Source organism: Pseudomonas sp. B2021, from assembly GCF_018135665.1.
Taxonomy (GTDB): Bacteria; Pseudomonadota; Gammaproteobacteria; order Pseudomonadales; family Pseudomonadaceae; genus Aquipseudomonas; species Aquipseudomonas lactis.
The window spans coordinates 32228-49776 of sequence record NZ_SMOF01000001.1; the positions used below are offsets into that span (position 1 = coordinate 32228).

Below are 17549 nucleotides of genomic sequence, written 5' to 3' on the forward strand. Positions count from 1 at the left end.
GCGTTGGTGGGTGGCGCGATCTCTTACGGGACCGCCAAGGTCACCTCGGCACTCAAGAGCGCCATGCATGGCTCGCCCAATCCGGTGCACAGTGCGACGGGGGCCAAGGTCTTGGGCGAAGAGGAGGAGCTGGACTTTGTCCTGCCCGGTCTGCTCCCTATCGATTGGCAACGTTTCTACAACAGTCTCGATACACGTCGCGATGGCCTCTTCGGCGCAGGCTGGAGCGTCGACTATGAGGTGTCCGTCGAAATAGATGCCGACGAAAACCTGTTCTATATCGATGAGCAGGGACGGCGCCTGGAGATCGGTTATATCCCGTTGTCCGGTGGCGCGTTCGATCCCGGCGAAGGCCTCGCGGTGAGACGCAACGGCGACGGCGCGGTATTGATCGAGAGCATCGACGGCCTTTATCGGCTGTTCGAGCCCGATCCGCTGAACAGTTCACGGATGCGCTTGCACTTGTTGGGTGATCGCAATGAAGGTCGGATCTTCCTTGATTACGATGCCCAAGGACGGCTGTGCCGCCTACGCGACACCCATGACTTGATGCACGTCGACCTGAGCTACACCGCAGAGCATCCTGGGCGTGTAAGCCATATCGAACGCCGTTACCTGCGCCAGGAGCATTTCGATGGGCGCTGCGACGTGCTCGTCAGTTATCGCTATGACAGCAACGGTGATCTTGCCGAAGTCTTGGACGCCCAGGGCACGACCCTACGACGCTTTGCCTACGACAGCAGCAGACGCATGGTCGAGCACCAATTGGCGAGTGGTCTGCGTTGCTTCTACCAATGGGCTCAAGTACCTGGACCAGACGGCCAGGAATGGCGCGTCAGTCGGCACTGGACAGATGCGGGCGATGAATACACCTTCGACTACGACTTGGATGCGGGCATTACACGCGTCACCGATGGGTTGATGCGCGTCAGCACTCGGCATTGGAACCCGCAATATCAGATCACCCGATACGTTGATAACGCGGGCAATATCTGGGAATTCGAATGGAACGAAGATCGCCAGTTTGTAGGCGCGATTGACCCAAAAAATGGCAGATGGCGCTTCTGTTACGACGACTCCGGCAATCTGAGTACAGTGACCGATCCACTGGGCAGGACCCATGGCACACAATGGCTTGCGCATTGGGCATTGCCTCAGATTGAAACCGACCCTGCGGGCAATAGTTGGCATTACCGCTACGACCAACGTGGCAACTGCATTGAGGAAGTCGATCCACTGGGCAACCGCACGCGCTATGTCTATGACGGTTTCGGACAGCCGGTGCGCATCATTGATGCGACGGAAAAAACCAGAACATTGCATTGGAACGAGTGGAGCCAACTGGTCGAAGAAGTCGATTGCTCCGGTTATCCGACGCGTTATCAATATGACGCGTTTGGCAATCTGGTGGTGCAGACCAATGCCGAAGGTGAATCGGTGCGCTACCGATACGGACCTCAGGGACTATTGCTGGAATGCCAGCTTCCAGATGGTCGCGTGGAGCAATTTCAACGTAGCACCAGTGGTTATCTGACGGCTTACATCGACCCGGCCGGTAGCACCACGCGCTATGCCTATGACGTACGCGGCCTGGTCAAGCAACGCTGGGATGCGCATAACCGCACGGTCATGTTCGATCATGACGCCTACGGGCGACTTCGCAAGCTGACAAACGAGAACGGAGAAAGCTACCGCTTTGAATGGGACGCGGCCGACCGTATGGTGCAGCAGCAAGACCTGGATAAAAGCCGGCGCTGCTATACCTATGATCCGCTGAATGATGTCATCGCCGTTGACTACCTGCCTGGGACGGAAGGTGAGCCGGTAGCGCCGCTGTCACATCAGTTTCAGCGAGATGCAGTGGGACGCCTGACCAGTAAAATCACTGCGGACGGCACTACCGTTTATCAGCATGATCCGAACGATCAACTGGTAAGCGTCACTTTCACAGCGCTTGACGGTGCAGAGCAGGTACTGGGCTTTCGCTATGACGCGCTGGGGCAAATGGTACAGGAGCAAAGCACAGCAGGATCCTTGCGGCATCACTATGACGAGTTGGGCAACCTGATTCAGACCCAGTTGCCCGACGGTCGTTGGCTGAACCGCCTGTACTACGGCAGTGGCCATCTGCATCAGTTGAATCTCGATGGAAAGGTCATCAGCGACTTCGAGCGTGATCGCTTGCATCGCGAAGTACAGCGTACCCAGGGTCAACTCAAGACAAGCACTACGTACGACCGTAGCGGAAGGGTTCGGTCCCGACAGCGTCGCAGCATCGACCAGCCATGGCAGTTGCCCCCCTTGGTCGAGACCGATTACACCTACGACCCCAGTGATAATCTGCTCGGGCGTCGTCGTATTGACCGTCAAGAGCACCTGGGCTACGACAGTACGGGACGTATCCTCTCAAGCCACCAAGCGGGACACAGCGAAACCTATGCCTACGATGCTGCCGCCAATTTACTCGACAGCCCGAGCCAAAGTGGTTTGGTACGACATAACCGGCTGCTCACTTATCAGGACAAACGTTACAAGTACGACGCCCTCGGGCGGATGATCGAAAAGCGCAGCGCGGCGCGGGGTTTGCAACGATTTGCTTACGATGCCGAAAACCGGTTAGTGGAAGTGCGCAATGAAAACAGCAGCGTGGTCAGGATGGCCTATGACCCGCTGGGCCGGCGTAATGAAAAAACCGAGCACGACAGTAACGGCTATCCGCTGGGCGAGACCCGCTTCATCTGGGATGGCCTGCGTCTGTTGCAGGAGCAAAAATACCGCCAGACCAGCCTTTATATTTATGAAGACGAAGGTTATGAACCACTCGCTCGTGTCGACGGTATTGGCCCGCTGCAAAAAATCCGCTATTACCATAACGACCTCAATGGCTTGCCGGAACAGCTCACCGAGGCCGATGGTCATGATGTTTGGCGTGCTACTTATCGGGTGTGGGGTAGCACGCTGACGGAGGAGCGCGAACCGTCCTATATTGAAGAGCAGAATTTGAGGTTCCAGGGGCAGTATCTGGACCGAGAGACTGGGCTGCATTTCAATACGTTCAGGTTTTACGATCCCGCTGTGGGGTGCTTTACTACACCCGACCCGATTGGGCTGGCGGGCGGGGGCAACCTTTACCAGTACGCCCCCAATCCGACAGGCTGGATAGATCCATTGGGTTGGGCTTGTTCCTCCGCACAACGGCGACAGAATAAAGCCAACGGTAAAGCAGCCGAAAACTTGGTGCATAAAAAACTCCTCAACAACCCTAATGTCACTGTACTCGGTACACAGGTGTACATCAGAACCCCCGGGGCGGGGCGGGGCCGTTATGTAGATATTCTTATAAGAAATAACAAGACTGGAAAAATTGTCGCCGTCGAAGTCAAGTCAGGCGGGGCGGTACGATCTAAAGCTCAGCTAGCAAAAGATAAAATTATCACAGACGGAAAAGGTATTTTCGGAAGCTCTGGAAAAAGCACCAAAGGCGTAACCGTCAGCGAAGCCAGGGTTCCATTATGGAGGTTGCCGTAGTGACAGAATCTACAAAAAACATACTAAAAGCACTTACAGATTTTTTGACAGTTCCATTTAACGAAAACGGGTATATCCTGAAAAAAGATCGATACTTTGAACACGTAGAACAGAATGGTCGGATTCGTCGATATGCTATAAACCTATCTAATAAAAAAGGCTGGTTCTCTCTCCACCTGACGCTACAAATGCTTGATCCAGCTCTAATGAAAAGCGTTAACATCATCCTTGAAAAAGCACTCAGGGATGAAAGACTTGAATATCCGGAAAACTGGTCGCAGTCAATTATCGAAAAGACAATAAAAACCCGAACGTCTAATCACATTGTCGCCGAGCTCACCGATTGGCGAGGGTTAAAAGACCCCAGCGAACCGCTTGAGCATTTCAATAAACGGTTCTCCATATGGTTGTACTCATTCGACCATTTGGATGAAATGCCTGATTGGGAAGAGCAATTAATGGCGAGCTTTGAATTGGCAATGATTTGGTTTAGAGAGGTCGATTCAGACGACTGGATCCGTTCCAATACTGTTTACCCTTCTCTGTATCTTCTCAACAAGGAAGGGCTCAAGCAAAGCCTTGAGAAACAATACAGGGCAACATTACAGTCATCGGAAGATCCACAGGAAGTAAAATTATTTCACGAATACTTGCCATAAAAAACCAGTGCAACACAGCACAAATGAACGGTTTTATTTAAACCCACGACCATAAAACAAACGACCGCAAAATGCGAGCCGAAAGGGCCGGATCAATTCAAGGCCGAGCTCGCAGAGCTTAGGAAGGAGGCACTGGACCCTACCTCCACGCTTAATAAGATTTTGAGGAAAGTAGACTTATGAATTACTTCAAACTTAATCCAAACGTTACCAGTAAAAAGTGGGAAGGTTATGTAAACCTGGGAGGGCTCTTTTATAAAGGAGAGGAATTAGACGATGTCGAGCTGTCTAATAGTAGAACGCCTTGTGTCTTCGAACCCCTGCACTACGAGATTCTCCTAGATGGAAAAACAGCTCCGGTCAACACCATCGGGGCTGATTTTTTTGTATTCGACGAAGCTCTCCAAGGATTGGATAACTTGCTGACGGAGCATGTGCAATTTTTGCCCATCAGCCACGAAAAACAAAACGTGCGTTATCGTCTTCTTCACGCTTACAAACATGTCGATTGCGTCGATTGGGCGCTGTCAGAATACGAGGCGTGGCCCGAATCACATGTGGTCAAAGAGTGGCAAAATCCAAGAGGTCGTTTCTTTTTCAACCCAACATTAAGCATAGACAAAATCCCAAAAAAAACAGAGGTTTTTCGCTTAGAGGGCTGGGGCGGAGCTTTCAACATCGTCATTTGCGAAGCGTATAAAAATAAGTTGCAGGGCTTTGACTTTGACCATTCTCTTTTGGAATTTCACCCTATTATTCTTGTGTGACCCAAACTTATTCATTAGGCAGATTATTCAAAATGAATACCCATAAGATAAATTAAGTTAATCCGTCCCCTTTACCATTCTCGTTGACTTCGAACTGTGCAAATTGGATTGGGTAACGTTTATATGGTTTTGAAAGGGGAAATCCCAATACCGAAAGGTGGGTTCATCCAACTATCGCTATAGACCAAGGCCAGCCTTTTTCAATTTTTTAGCAGGTTCCGTGGATTACCTGTTGAGTAAGTGCTATTCAAACCCGTCCCTGCCTGTCCGAACATATAGCGGGCAAAAGAAAGAAGGCTTTTTCAACGAGAAGGAGGAGAGGTTTATTCAATAAATAACGGGGCCTAAGCAACTGCCAAAATCGAATAACCTCCCCGCCTATTCGTCCCTTTACTTAAACGCCTAGTTTTTTCTTTGCCTTTTGTTCCTGGATAGTTTTCAGCAAATCGACTTTTTCATCTATATAAGCTTGGCGCTTTTCAATATTGTCCATACGAGACTGCTCAGTCGGCGCTTCTGATGACTCAGGAGTTACATACGGTTTGTAGAGAATGTCGAACCGCTCGGCGAGCTCTGGCATTTGCTTTTCGATTTCATCCAGCGTCTTCTCAATATTGCTCAAGCGCCCTTCTGTATCAGTAGGCGCATCATCGCTCGGCTGCACCCCTATCGCGTCGCGCCCTAAAGCCAGAAAAATAAACAGGTTGGCCGTCGCCTCATTTTTTATTTCAGCGCCGGTGAGGCGAGCCTCCATTTTTTGCTCTTTCGTTGCAGCAGGATCTACAGTTCCAATCGTGCCATCTGCGTTCTGTACTTCCGCCCCTGGCATTTCACTGTACGCTGCAAATTTATTCTGGAAATAGCTGGACGAGAATTGCTGTCCGACAGTAAAGGGGCTACTGACCATGTTGTCTGCCGCGGCGCTTATAAAAGCATTACGTACAGTGGCTGCTACTGATGGAGGCGCTGGAGGCAAGCTCTGTGGCTGGCTGACAATACTTTGTATTGTGCTTACGGTAGGCTTCGGACTGTTCGGTGTACCACTTGGCAATGGCGTAGTCGGCCTATGCTGCGAAGGCGACACGGGCGGTTTATTCTGCGAAGTTGGTTTATTCTGCGAAGTTGGTTTGTGCTGCGAAGTTGGTTTGTCCTGCGAAGTTGGTTTGTCCTGCGAAGTTGGTTTGTCCTGAGAAGTTGGTTTGTCCTGCGAAGTTGGTTTATTCGGCGGAGTTGGTGTATTCGGCACGGGCTGCCTACGAGACGGAGGCCTCTTGGAGCCGCGACCAGAACGGCTAGATCCAAGTACTCCAAATCCAGCTCCACGAGACTTGGCAGTATCAAGCTCGGATACACCAGCGCTAAGGTTATTAGCAACTGCAGCATCGGCACGTTTGTTTTTAGCAGCGATTTCTTCAGGGGTCGCCAGTGGGTATTTAAGGGCCTTCTCGTTCGCGGCACTAGAGTCACGTTCAACGTTAGAACTGTCTGCTACTGTGCCGGCAGTACCCGAGGCCGCTGGAGCATTCGCCTCCACTTTTTTCTCTTGAGGTAAAAAGGAAGATGGAACAAAAGGCTGATCAATTTTCATATACACACCTCTAAAATGAGTTAGAGCCGCTCCCTGCTGTCTCGCGCTATATGTGTCTTCTTGTACAGATGTAGTTCCACAGTGAAGTAAAAAACATAAACCATAAACAGTGATTCAAGTAGTCGCTACTGTATTTATTAATACCTAAGCAAGAGGCAACGACTGTTATTCCACCGGGAACGCTTCTAACACCCAACAAAAATGGGCACCCGACCCCGTCGGCGTGCCCATTTTCTTTACCGCCCCGCCTCCCTTCGAGACGGTACCGCTTAACTTACGGGTTGACGCTGTCTTTGAGCGACTTGCCTGGCTTGAAAGCGACGGTGTTGCTGGCCTTGATCTTCACTGGCTCACCGGTTTGCGGGTTTTTGCCGGTGCGGGCGCCGCGGTGGCGTTGCAGGAAGGTGCCGAAGCCGACCAGGGTGACGCTGTCCTTGCGGTGCAGGGCGCCGGTGATTTCTTCAAGGACGGCGTTGAGGACGCGGTTGGCCTGTTCTTTGGTGAGATCGGCTTTTTCAGCGATGGCGGCTGCGAGATCTGGTTTACGCATAGGTGAAGCCTCTTTGACGGTTTTTTGTTGTTATGTCCGTGCTGCTCTCTGGTGGAGCAGCGCCAAGGCGCCGCAGGCTCTACTCTGCGGCAGACGGGAGTGAGGATGGCATGCCCTCGGGCGCCGCGCCAGTCTCGCGGCGGCCTTTCTCCGGGTATGAACGTGATGTTTGCGACAGAACGGCTGGTATTTACGCCAGTAACGGCGGAAGTTCTTTGTTCAGCGCCAGTTTTTCCATGACGGCGCTGCCGGTCAGTGCGTAACCCAGCAGGCGGCCGCTGGCATCGCGGCACAGGGCCTTGATGTCGGCACCCTGCCCTTCGACGCTCCACACACCTTCGGTGCCCCGTGGCGCAGGAGACACCACCAGCGGGCACACCGGGGTTTTCACCGTGATCGGCATAGGCCCATAGCTCACCGCCGTGGCATTGCCGGCCAAGGTTTGCGCCAGGGCGCGGGCGCAGCTCATCAATGGCATCACGTACAACAGGTTCAGACCATCAACCTCTGCGCAGTCGCCCAAGGCGTAGATGTTGGCGTGGGAGGTCTTGAGGTGGCGGTCCACCATGATGCCGCGGTTGATTTGCAGGCCGGCGGCTGCGGCCAAGTCCACGCGAGGGCGCAGGCCAATGGCGGACACCACCAGGTCACAGTGGATCACTTCGCCGTCCGACAGGTGCGCTTCAAGGCCATCAGCCGTGCGTTGCAGGCGATTGAGCACCGGGCCCAGGTGGAAACGCGCGCCGATGCCTTCCAGCCCGGCTTGCACCGCTGCGGCTGCCGCCGGGTGCAGCAGGGTCGGCATGACTTGCTCACACGGCGCGACCAGGTCGATTTCATAGCCGCCCAGGATCAGATCATTGGCAAACTCACAACCGATCAGGCCGGCGCCGAGCAGCAGTACGCGTCGTTTACCGGCAGCGGCGGCACGAAAGCGCGCGTAGTCTTCCAGGTCATTGATCGGGAAAATCAACTCAGCCGCATCGCCTTCGACCGGTACGCGCACGGTTTCTGCGCCCCAGGCCAGGACCAGGTCGCGGTAGGTCACTGCTTCCTCGCCGATCCACAGACGCTTGTGGCCTGGGTCGATGCCGCTGATGCGTGTATGGGTGCGCACTTGGGCCTTGAGTTGCTCGGCCATCGCGCCAGGCTCGGCCATGCTCAGGCCATCGGCTTCCTTGTTCTTGCCAAAGCCGGTGGAGAGCATGGGCTTGGAGTAGGAGCGTCCGTCATCGGCAGTGATCAGCAGCAATGGGGTCTCGCTATCGAGCTTGCGAAACTCCCGGGCGACGTTGTAACCGGCCAATCCTGTGCCGATGATCACGACAGGTGCGTTCATTCCCTTCTCCTTGTAGTACGTTTCTTAATTCGTTGATTAGCCGATTTCGATCATTTCGAAATCCATTTTGCCCACACCGCAGTCCGGGCACAGCCAGTCTTCCGGGACGTCCTGCCACAGAGTGCCTGGTGCAATACCGTCATCCGGCCAGCCGTCCGCTTCGTTGTAAATAAGGCCACAGACGATACATTGCCACTTCTTCATTACGTGCTTCCTCAGGTTCAGGCGTGTTGGCCGGCGGTCGATGGATCCAGCGTTGCCGCGCGGCTCAGGGCGTTTTGTACTGATCGGGGCCTGCAGATGCAAGCATGTTCGACGCAAACGACGGGTTTGGCACGGCAAAAGCCCAGGGTGCCATGGTAAGCTCGCGGCCTCTTTTGCTGCCAATACTGACTCACCGTGCCGCACTCAATCGCCCTTCCCGATGCTTGCCAATGGCTGACCCAGAGCCTTCTGAGCCCCTTGCCCACGCCCTTGACCCTCAATTGGCTGTTTGACGAAGGCTCGCTGACGCGACGGCTGACGTGGCTTTCCAACGAGGGTTTCAGCGTGACGCCGCTGTTCGAAGGCTGGCAACCGTTGCGCGACGACGAATGTGCCGCGCTGGACCTGCCGCCGGCCAGTATCGGTTGGGTACGCGAGGTGTATTTGCGCGGGCACGGCCAGCCTTGGGTGTTCGCCCGCAGCGTGGCGGCCCGCAGTGCCTTGCAGGGCGACGGGCTGCACATGGACGAGCTGGGCAGCCGTTCGCTGGGCGAGTTGCTGTTCTGCGACCGCGCCTTTACCCGCCAGGCTATTGAAGTGTGTCACTACCCTCGTGCCTGGCTGCCAACAGCGGACCAGGCCGATAACCTGTGGGCGCGCCGCTCGCGCTTCGACCGCGGGGCGCTGAGCGTGCTGGTGGCGGAAGTATTCCTGCCGAGTTTCTGGCACGCGTTGCACGATCATCCGGAGAACTGCTGATGTACCAACGTCTGCTCAAGTCCTTGAACCGCCTGAACCCCAGGGCCTGGGATTTCATTCAGTTGACGCGCATGGACAAGCCCATCGGCATCTACCTGCTGCTGTGGCCGACACTGTGGGCCCTGTGGATCGCCGGCAAGGGCTCGCCGTCGCTGATCAATATCGTGATTTTCGTGCTGGGCGTGGTACTCACCCGGGCCGGCGGCTGCGTGATCAATGACTGGGCCGACCGCAAGGTCGATGGCCATGTGAAACGCACCGAGCAACGCCCGCTGGTGAGCGGCAAGATCAGTTCGAAAGAAGCGCTGGTGTTTTTTGCCGTGCTGATGGGCATCAGTTTCCTGCTGGTGCTGCTGACCAACGCCAGCACCATCCTGCTCTCCCTGGGCGGCCTGGCTCTGGCGGCAAGTTACCCATTCATGAAGCGCTACACCTATTACCCCCAAGTGGTGCTGGGCGCGGCGTTTTCCTGGGGCATGCCGATGGCGTTTACCGCCGAGACCGGCCATTTGCCTGCCACGGCGTGGCTGCTGTACATCGCCAACCTGTTGTGGACGGTGGGCTACGACACCTATTACGCCATGACCGACCGCGATGACGACTTGAAGATCGGGGTGAAATCCACCGCCATTCTATTTGGCGATGCCGACCGCGTGATCATCCTCACGTTGCAAGGCCTGGCGCTGGCGTGTCTGTTGCTGGCCGGCGCGCGGTTCGAGCTGGGCGGGTGGTTCCACCTGGGGCTGCTGGCGGCAGCGGGCTGTTTTGCCTGGGAGTTCTGGTACACACGGGACAGGGACCGCATGAAGTGCTTCAAGGCGTTCTTGCATAACCACTGGGCCGGGTTAGCGATTTTTATCGGGATTGTGGTGGATTACGCGGTTCGCTGAGGATTCTGTGGTGACTGTTGGGACGCCATCGCAGGCAAGCCAGCTCCCACATTTTGACTGTATTCGCAGATCAAAAAATTGGGAGAGGCTTGCCCCCCGATGGATTCAGCAGCGCCGCAGACTTAAGGCTTGATGATGTGCCAGACGCTACCCTTCCCATCACCGGTCTTGTCACCGGCTTTCTTGTCGTCCTTGTAGGTATAGACAGGCTTGCCTTTGTAGGCCCACTGGCTGGTCTGGTCGTCGCGGGTGATCACCGTCCAATCGCCGGTCTTGGTGTCGGTGGATTCTGCTTTCAGCGGTGGCCAGTTGGTCGCGCACTGGTCCTTGCACACTGATTTGCCATCAGCGTCCTTGTCGAAGGTGTAGAGCGTCATCCCCTTGTGATCCACCAACATCCCGTCTTTGGTCATCGCCGGCTCTGCCGCAAACGCCAGGCCTGGCAGCGTCAACACCGCAGATACCAGCAGGGCTTTCCAGGAAACAGTGCTGTAAGTCATCGGAACCTTCCTTTTGTGGTTGTCAGGATTCGGACCCAAAGGGTAGTCCAGAGTGCCGTTAATTGCCCAAGCGACTAAATTACTGTCACACGACTGCAATAATTCCGTTATCTAATGCGGCGCAAGACAGTTAAATGACAAGAGGATTGAGCATGGTTGGCAGGAGCATTCTGATCGTTGACGACGAAGCGCCCATTCGCGAAATGATCGCCGTCGCGTTGGAAATGGCCGGCTATGACTGCCTGGAGGCGGAGAACTCCCAGCAGGCCCACGCCATTATCGTCGACCGCAAGCCGGACCTGATTCTGCTCGACTGGATGCTGCCCGGCACCTCGGGCATCGAGTTGGCCCGCCGTCTCAAGCGTGACGAGCTGACCGGGGATATCCCGATCATCATGCTCACCGCCAAGGGCGAAGAGGACAACAAGATCCAGGGCCTGGAAGTCGGCGCCGATGACTACATCACCAAGCCGTTTTCCCCACGGGAACTGGTGGCACGCCTCAAAGCCGTGCTGCGCCGTGCCGGCCCGACCGATGGCGAAGCGCCTATCGAAGTCGACGGCTTGATCCTGGACCCGATCAGCCACCGCGTGACCATCGACGGCAAGCCTGCGGAAATGGGGCCGACCGAATACCGCCTGCTGCAATTCTTCATGACCCACCAGGAGCGCGCCTACACCCGTGGCCAACTGCTCGACCAGGTGTGGGGCGGCAACGTCTATGTGGAAGAGCGCACGGTGGATGTGCATATCCGCCGCCTGCGCAAAGCCTTGGGCGATGCGTACGAGAATCTGGTACAAACCGTGCGCGGCACCGGCTATCGATTTTCTACCAAAGGCTGAGCCAGCCGTTTCGTGAATCAATAGCCTGACTTAAACAGCTGACAAGGACGCATGTTCAAGTGAATCAAAACTGGCATGGCACCCTGATCCGCCACATGCTCTTGCTGGTCACCGGCTGCCTGTTGGTGGGGCTGGTCAGCGGCTACTACGGCTGGAGCCTGGCCGCGGGCATTGCCTTGTACCTGGGCTGGACCCTCAAGCAGTTGCTGCGCTTGCATGAATGGCTGCGCCAGCACAAACCCGATGAAGCACCGCCCGATGGCTACGGCCTGTGGGGCGAGGTGTTCGACAGCATCTACCACCTGCAACGCCGCGACCAACGGGTACGCGGGCGGCTGCAAGCGGTGATCGACCGGGTGCAGGAGTCCACCGCCGCGCTCAAGGACGCGGTGATCATGCTCGACAGCGACGGCAACCTGGAATGGTGGAACCGTGCCGCCGAGACCCTGCTGGGCCTCAAGACGCCCCAGGACAGCGGCCAGCCGGTGACCAACCTGGTGCGCCACCCGCGCTTCAAGGAATACTTCGAGCAGGACAACTACGAAGAAGCCCTGGAAATTCCCTCGCCTACCAACGACCGCGTTCGCATCCAGTTGTACCTGACGCGCTACGGCAACAACGAACACTTGATGCTGGTGCGTGATGTGACCCGTATCCATCAGTTGGAACAGATGCGTAAAGACTTCGTCGCCAACGTCTCCCACGAGCTTCGCACACCGCTGACGGTGATCTGCGGCTACCTGGAGACGCTGCTGGACAATGTCGACGAGATCAACCCGCGCTGGAGCCGCGCCCTGCAACAGATGCAGCAGCAAGGCTCACGCATGCAGACCCTGCTCAACGACCTGCTGTTGCTGGCCAAGCTTGAAGCCACGGACTACCCCTCGGACAACCACCCCGTGGCTGTGCAGAGCCTGTTGCAGACGATCAAGAACGATGCCCAGGCCCTCTCGGGCGAACGCGGGCAGCAGATCACGCTGGAGGCCGACCCAACCGTATTGCTCAAGGGCAGCGAAGGCGAATTGCGCAGCGCCTTCTCCAACTTGGTGTTCAATGCGGTGAAGTACACCCAGGACAAGGGCAATATCCGCATTCGCTGGTGGGCCGACGAGCACGGCGCGCACCTGAGTGTGCAGGACTCGGGTATCGGTATCGACGCCAAGCACCTGCCGCGCCTGACCGAACGCTTCTACCGTGTCGACTCCAGCCGCAACTCCAACACCGGCGGCACCGGTCTGGGCCTGGCCATCGTCAAGCATGTACTGCTGCGCCATCGGGCCCGCCTGGAAATCAGCAGCGTGCTGGGACATGGCAGTACCTTTACCTGCCATTTTCCGCCGGCGCAGGTGACCCGTGAGCGAGCGGTCGAGGCCGATAATTAAGTTGAAGTGAGCACGGCCTAATGTGGGAGCTGGCTCTGCGACACGACTTTGCAGCCCCGCCCGGCAGCGGGCACTAGGCAAGCGCCCCGTCAGCCGCTACATTGGCCGACTTGTGCCTGCCTTTCAGGCCCACCTGTCACCCCTTATTGAACACACGGAACCTGCAAAACCCCATCATGGACCCTTCCCCTGGCATTACCCTGGCTACACTCTTCGCCGATTTCGGCATGATTCTTTTTGCACTGATCCTGGTACTGCTCAACGGCTTCTTCGTTGCGGCGGAATTTGCCATGGTCAAACTGCGCGCCACCCGCGTCGAGGCCATCGCCCATAAGAACGGCTGGCGCGGGCAGATCCTGCGTACCGTGCACAGCCAGCTCGACGCCTACCTGTCGGCCTGCCAGCTGGGTATCACCCTGGCGTCCCTGGGCCTGGGCTGGGTCGGTGAACCGGCCTTTGCGCACATCCTCGAGCCGATGCTGGGCGCGGTCGGCGTGCAGTCGCCGGAAGTGATCAAGGGCGTGTCGTTCTTTGCCGCCTTCTTCGTGATTTCCTACCTGCACATCGTGGTCGGCGAACTGGCCCCCAAGTCCTGGGCGATCCGCAAACCCGAGCTGCTGTCGCTGTGGACGGCCGTGCCGCTGTACCTGTTCTACTGGGCGATGTACCCGGCCATCTACCTGCTCAACGCCAGTGCCAACGCCATTTTGCGCATCGCTGGCCAAGGCGAGCCTGGCCCGCACCATGAGCACCATTACAGCCGCGAAGAACTCAAGCTGATCCTGCACTCCAGCCGTGGCCAGGACCCCAGCGACCAAGGCATGCGCGTACTGGCCTCCGCCGTGGAAATGGGCGAGCTGGAAGTGGTGGACTGGGCCAACTCCCGGGAAGACCTGGTGACCCTGGATTTCAACGCCCCGCTCAAGGAAATCCTCGCGCTGTTCCGTCGTCACAAATTCAGCCGTTACCCGGTGTATGACGCGGTGCGCAACGAGTTTGTCGGCTTGTTGCACATCAAGGATTTGCTGCTGGAGCTGGCGGCCCTGGACCATATCCCCGAATCGTTCAACCTGGCCGAATTGACCCGCCCGCTGGAACGCGTATCGCGGCATATGCCGTTGTCGCAACTGCTGGAGCAGTTCCGCAAAGGCGGCGCGCACTTCGCCCTGGTGGAAGAAGCCGACGGCAAGATCATCGGCTACCTGACCATGGAAGACGTACTGGAAGTGCTGGTGGGCGATATCCAGGACGAACACCGCAAGGCCGAGCGCGGCATCCTCGCCTACCAGCCCGGCAAACTGCTGGTGCGTGGCGACACGCCGTTGTTCAAGGTGGAGCGCCTGTTGGGCGTCGACCTGGACCACATCGAAGCCGAAACCCTGGCCGGCCTGATCTACGACACGCTCAAGCGCGTGCCGGAAGAAGAGGAAGTGCTGGAAGTGGAAGGCTTGCGGATCATCATCAAGAAGATGAAAGGGCCGAAGATCGTACTGGCCAAGGTGCTGCTGCTGGACTGACTGCAGGCGCAGTGCTGTGTGTGGGAGCGGGCTTGCCCGCGATAGCGGTGGGTCAGCCAGCGCATCGTTGACTGATAGATTGCTATCGCGGGCAAGCCCGCTCCCACATGGACCAAGCGTCGCCTTGAAGGGTCACGCACCCGGCACGAAATGCTTCTGCGCCGTGCCACGGGCGATCAGGCGGGAAATGTAATCCAGCTTCTGCGCATCCTGGTCGATAAAGCGGAAGGTCAGTTGCAACCAGTCGCTGTCGGGCTTGGGCTCGTAGGCGACGATGGCGTGCAGGTAGCCGTTGAGCCGTGCGACTTCGGCGTTGTCGCCCTGCTCAAGGTCGAGCACGGCGCTTTCCAGTACCTGAGGCAGGACCTCGCCACGCTTTACCACCAGCAACGCCTCCTTGATGCTCAGGGCCTTGATCACGCATTGCTGAGTGCCGCTTGCGAGGCGCAACTGGCCCTGACCGCGACTGCCAGCCGGCGCCGCTGCCGCGGGGGCCTTGACGGGCGGGGTGTTGAGCAGGCCTTTGCTGGGCGCCGCCACCGGGGCCGGCTTGACCGCTTCGGGTTTGCCGCCGGTCAGGGCGCTCAGGGAGTCGTTGCCGAAGGCTGAGTTCATCTTGGTCGGCGCGCTGGCAATCAGTGCATCGAGGCGACCGATCTTGTGCAGGGCCTGCTTGACCTTGTTGAGCAACTGCTCGTTGGTGAACGGCTTGCTGACGTAGCCGGAAACGCCTGCCTGGATGGCCTGCACCACGTTTTCCTTGTCGCCACGACTAGTCACCATCACGAACGGCATGGCCTTCAGGTGGGCTTGCTCGCGGCACCAGGTCAACAGCTCAAGGCCGGACATTTCCGGCATTTCCCAGTCACACAGCACCAGGTCGAAGGTTTCGCGCATCAGGATGGATTGCGCCTTTTTGCCGTTCACCGCATCTTCGATCTTGATCCCAGGGAAGTAATTGCGCAGGCACTTCTTCACCAGGTCGCGAATAAACGAGGCGTCATCCACCACCAACACACTGACTTTACTCATCGACCCTTCATCCTATAAAAACGTCTGCAAAACGCCTGACTGATGGCATTTTGCCAAAACTCGCGGGTCACAGAAGGACTTTATGGCGCCTGCTGTGCAAAAAATTCAGATGCCACAAACGAAAACGCCCGGCCAGAGGCCGGGCGTTAATTTCTCGGGCAACCTTACTTATCGTCAGATTCGCCCGAAACATTAGGGATTAGATCAGCAGTGCCTTCAACTTCGGCTTTCATGCGCTTGAGGCCCATGTGCCGCACGTCGGTGCCGCGCACCAGATAAATCACCAGTTCCGAGATATTGCGCGCATGGTCGCCGATACGCTCCAGGGAACGCAGCACCCAAATGATGTTCAAGACTCGCGAGATCGAGCGCGGGTCTTCCATCATGTAAGTGGCCAACTCGCGCAGCGCAGTCTTGTATTCGCGGTCGATGATTTTGTCGTACTGGGCCACAGACAACGCCAGTTCGGCGTCAAAGCGAGCGAAGGCGTCGAGGGCATCACGCACCATGTTGCGCACCTGATCGCCGATATGGCGCACTTCCACGTAGCCACGAGGGGCTTCACCCTCCTCGCACAGCTGGATGGCGCGGCGGGCAATCTTGGTGGCTTCGTCACCGATGCGCTCCAGGTCGATCACCGACTTGGAAATGCTGATGATCAAACGCAGGTCCGAGGCCGCCGGCTGGCGACGGGCGAGAATGCGCAGGCACTCTTCGTCGATATTGCGTTCCATCTGGTTGATCTGCTCATCAATCTCACGCACCTGCTGGGCCAGGCCCGAGTCGGCCTCGATCAGCGCGGTGACCGCATCGTTGACTTGCTTCTCCACCAGCCCGCCCATCGCCAGGAGGTGGCTGCGCACTTCCTCAAGCTCGGCATTGAACTGCGCGGAGATGTGGTGGGTAAGGCCTTCTTTGCTAATCATGTTGGCGTCCTTGGAGCGTCCGGTAAGGTGCGGAGAACCGCAGCGTCAGTGCAATCAGAACCACAGCTTCCTAGCCGTAGCGACCGGTGATGTAGTCTTCGGTCTGCTTCTTCGCCGGATTGGTGAACAGGGTGTCGGTATCACCGAACTCCACCAGCTTGCCCATGTACATGAACGCGGTGTAGTCGGAAACCCGCGCCGCCTGTTGCATGTTGTGGGTGACGATGACGATGGTGAACTTGGACTTGAGCTCGTAGATCAGCTCTTCGACTTTCAGGGTGGAGATCGGGTCGAGGGCCGAGCACGGTTCGTCGAGCAGCAACACTTCCGGCTCTACGGCGATGGTACGGGCGATCACCAGACGCTGCTGCTGGCCGCCGGACAAGCCGAGTGCCGATTCGTGCAGGCGGTCCTTGACCTCGTCCCACAATGCCGCGCCCTTGAGCGCCCATTCAACCGCTTCGTCGAGGATGCGTTTCTTGTTGATGCCCTGGATACGCAGGCCGTAGACCACGTTTTCGTAGATGGTCTTGGGGAACGGGTTGGGCTTCTGGAACACCATGCCCACGCGGCGACGCAGCTCGGCCACGTCTTCGCCCTTGCGGTAGATATTGGTGCCGTAGAGGTTGATCGCACCTTCTACACGGCAACCGTCCACCAGGTCATTCATGCGGTTGAAGGTTCGCAGCAGCGTGGACTTGCCGCAGCCCGACGGGCCGATGAAGGCGGTCACGCGTTGCTTGGGGATGTTCATGCTGACGTCGAACAACGCCTGCTTGTCGCCGTAGTACAGGCTCAGGCCAGGGACTTCGATGGCCACGGTTTCCTGGGCCAGGCTCAGGCTCTGCTTGTCGCGACCCAGGGCAGACATGTTGATGCCGTGGGATTGGGTTTCGTGTTGCATGGGATGCTCCCTGTGCTACCAATTCATTTCGTTGAACCGCCGGGGCGGCTTACTCAAATTCTGTGCCTGTGGGAGCTGGCTTGCCTTCGATGGCATCACTGCGGTCTTACTGATACACCGCGTCGTCTGCATCGCAGGCAAGCCAGCTCCCACATTGGATCG

General features: G+C 57.1%; 16 protein-coding genes. 8 read left to right on the forward strand and 8 right to left on the reverse strand.

Going from position 1 to position 17549, the window contains the following annotated elements; genetic code table 11:
- From E1K68_RS00130 to E1K68_RS27650, 3 genes are all read left to right on the forward strand, one after another.
- On the forward strand, positions 1-3528 hold a 3528-nt coding region (locus E1K68_RS00130; RefSeq protein WP_212613640.1), incomplete at its 5' end, for an RHS repeat-associated core domain-containing protein.
- Positions 3528-4187, forward strand: coding sequence for a hypothetical protein (locus tag E1K68_RS00135; RefSeq protein WP_212613641.1), 660 nt, complete (start codon positions 3528-3530; stop codon positions 4185-4187). The genes E1K68_RS00130 and E1K68_RS00135, both read left to right, overlap by 1 nt.
- A 179-nt stretch (positions 4188-4366) precedes the next feature.
- Entirely contained in the window at positions 4367-4954 is a 588-nt protein-coding gene (locus tag E1K68_RS27650) for a hypothetical protein (RefSeq protein WP_003195582.1), read from the forward strand.
- Between the two features lie 394 nt (positions 4955-5348).
- Here the strand turns inward: E1K68_RS27650 and E1K68_RS00145 are convergent, their stop codons facing one another.
- From E1K68_RS00145 to E1K68_RS00160, 4 genes are all read right to left on the reverse strand, one after another.
- Entirely contained in the window at positions 5349-6542 is a 1194-nt protein-coding gene (locus E1K68_RS00145; RefSeq protein ID WP_212613642.1) for a type III secretion effector protein, read from the reverse strand.
- 274 nt (positions 6543-6816) lie between these two features.
- Positions 6817-7092, reverse strand: coding sequence for an HU family DNA-binding protein (locus E1K68_RS00150; protein WP_003195589.1), 276 nt, complete (start codon positions 7090-7092; stop codon positions 6817-6819).
- 190 nt (positions 7093-7282) lie between these two features.
- The gene (locus E1K68_RS00155; protein ID WP_003195591.1) at positions 7283-8431 is read right to left on the reverse strand and encodes an FAD-dependent oxidoreductase; all 1149 of its coding nucleotides are present in this window, start codon (positions 8429-8431) and stop codon (positions 7283-7285) included.
- 36 nt (positions 8432-8467) lie between these two features.
- Positions 8468-8635, reverse strand: coding sequence for a rubredoxin (locus E1K68_RS00160; RefSeq protein WP_002555879.1), 168 nt, complete (start codon positions 8633-8635; stop codon positions 8468-8470).
- A 195-nt stretch (positions 8636-8830) separates the two neighbouring features.
- Here E1K68_RS00160 and E1K68_RS00165 point away from each other — a divergent pair, with 195 nt between their 5' ends.
- A complete protein-coding gene (locus E1K68_RS00165) occupies positions 8831-9394 on the forward strand; it encodes a chorismate lyase (protein ID WP_003195610.1) in 564 nt (187 codons plus the stop codon).
- Entirely contained in the window at positions 9394-10284 is an 891-nt protein-coding gene (gene ubiA, locus E1K68_RS00170) for a 4-hydroxybenzoate octaprenyltransferase (RefSeq protein WP_003195613.1), read from the forward strand. Before E1K68_RS00165 ends, ubiA begins: the two co-directional genes overlap by 1 nt.
- A 122-nt stretch (positions 10285-10406) precedes the next feature.
- On the opposite strand, the gene E1K68_RS00175 is transcribed toward ubiA, so the two are convergent.
- The gene (locus E1K68_RS00175) at positions 10407-10784 is read right to left on the reverse strand and encodes a hypothetical protein (protein ID WP_003195615.1); all 378 of its coding nucleotides are present in this window, start codon (positions 10782-10784) and stop codon (positions 10407-10409) included.
- Between the two features lie 152 nt (positions 10785-10936).
- Here E1K68_RS00175 and phoB point away from each other — a divergent pair, with 152 nt between their 5' ends.
- The 3 genes from phoB to E1K68_RS00190 all read left to right on the forward strand — a co-directional run bounded on the left by phoB (position 10937) and on the right by E1K68_RS00190 (position 14525).
- Positions 10937-11626, forward strand: a complete 690-nt coding sequence (gene phoB / locus E1K68_RS00180) for a phosphate regulon transcriptional regulator PhoB (protein WP_003195617.1) — start codon at positions 10937-10939, stop codon at positions 11624-11626.
- Positions 11627-11721: 95 nt separating this feature from the next.
- A complete protein-coding gene (phoR, locus tag E1K68_RS00185) occupies positions 11722-13008 on the forward strand; it encodes a phosphate regulon sensor histidine kinase PhoR (protein WP_186354929.1) in 1287 nt (428 codons plus the stop codon).
- Positions 13009-13184: 176 nt separating this feature from the next.
- Positions 13185-14525 carry a hemolysin family protein gene (locus E1K68_RS00190; RefSeq protein ID WP_003195620.1) on the forward strand — a complete coding sequence of 447 codons (1341 nt, stop codon included), beginning with the start codon at positions 13185-13187 and terminating at the stop codon, positions 14523-14525.
- 132 nt (positions 14526-14657) lie between these two features.
- On the opposite strand, the gene E1K68_RS00195 is transcribed toward E1K68_RS00190, so the two are convergent.
- From E1K68_RS00195 to pstB, 3 genes are all read right to left on the reverse strand, one after another.
- The gene (locus E1K68_RS00195; protein WP_003195622.1) at positions 14658-15557 is read right to left on the reverse strand and encodes a response regulator; all 900 of its coding nucleotides are present in this window, start codon (positions 15555-15557) and stop codon (positions 14658-14660) included.
- 164 nt (positions 15558-15721) lie between these two features.
- Positions 15722-16483, reverse strand: a complete 762-nt coding sequence (gene phoU, locus E1K68_RS00200) for a phosphate signaling complex protein PhoU (protein WP_003195624.1) — start codon at positions 16481-16483, stop codon at positions 15722-15724.
- A gap of 70 nt (positions 16484-16553) precedes the next feature.
- Positions 16554-17387: a phosphate ABC transporter ATP-binding protein PstB gene (gene pstB, locus E1K68_RS00205; RefSeq protein ID WP_003195626.1), complete on the reverse strand. Its 834-nt coding sequence runs from the start codon at positions 17385-17387 to the stop codon at positions 16554-16556.
- Positions 17388-17549 lie beyond the last annotated feature (162 nt).

Bases quoted from the DNA above. Each gene is read 5' to 3' on its own strand.
- ubiA (WP_003195613.1), top strand. From the start codon at position 9,394: ATGTACCAACGTCTGCTCAAGTCCTTGAACCGCCTGAACCCCAGGGCC.
- phoU (WP_003195624.1), bottom strand. From the start codon at position 16,483: ATGATTAGCAAAGAAGGCCTTACCCACCACATCTCCGCGCAGTTCAAT.
- E1K68_RS00150 (WP_003195589.1), bottom strand. From the start codon at position 7,092: ATGCGTAAACCAGATCTCGCAGCCGCCATCGCTGAAAAAGCCGATCTC.
- E1K68_RS00175 (WP_003195615.1), bottom strand. From the start codon at position 10,784: ATGACTTACAGCACTGTTTCCTGGAAAGCCCTGCTGGTATCTGCGGTG.
- E1K68_RS00155 (WP_003195591.1), bottom strand. From the start codon at position 8,431: ATGAACGCACCTGTCGTGATCATCGGCACAGGATTGGCCGGTTACAAC.
- E1K68_RS00195 (WP_003195622.1), bottom strand. From the start codon at position 15,557: ATGAGTAAAGTCAGTGTGTTGGTGGTGGATGACGCCTCGTTTATTCGC.
- E1K68_RS00190 (WP_003195620.1), top strand. From the start codon at position 13,185: ATGGACCCTTCCCCTGGCATTACCCTGGCTACACTCTTCGCCGATTTC.
- phoR (WP_186354929.1), top strand. From the start codon at position 11,722: ATGCTCTTGCTGGTCACCGGCTGCCTGTTGGTGGGGCTGGTCAGCGGC.
- E1K68_RS27650 (WP_003195582.1), top strand. From the start codon at position 4,367: ATGAATTACTTCAAACTTAATCCAAACGTTACCAGTAAAAAGTGGGAA.
- E1K68_RS00145 (WP_212613642.1), bottom strand. From the start codon at position 6,542: ATGAAAATTGATCAGCCTTTTGTTCCATCTTCCTTTTTACCTCAAGAG.
- E1K68_RS00160 (WP_002555879.1), bottom strand. From the start codon at position 8,635: ATGAAGAAGTGGCAATGTATCGTCTGTGGCCTTATTTACAACGAAGCG.
- pstB (WP_003195626.1), bottom strand. From the start codon at position 17,387: ATGCAACACGAAACCCAATCCCACGGCATCAACATGTCTGCCCTGGGT.
- phoB (WP_003195617.1), top strand. From the start codon at position 10,937: ATGGTTGGCAGGAGCATTCTGATCGTTGACGACGAAGCGCCCATTCGC.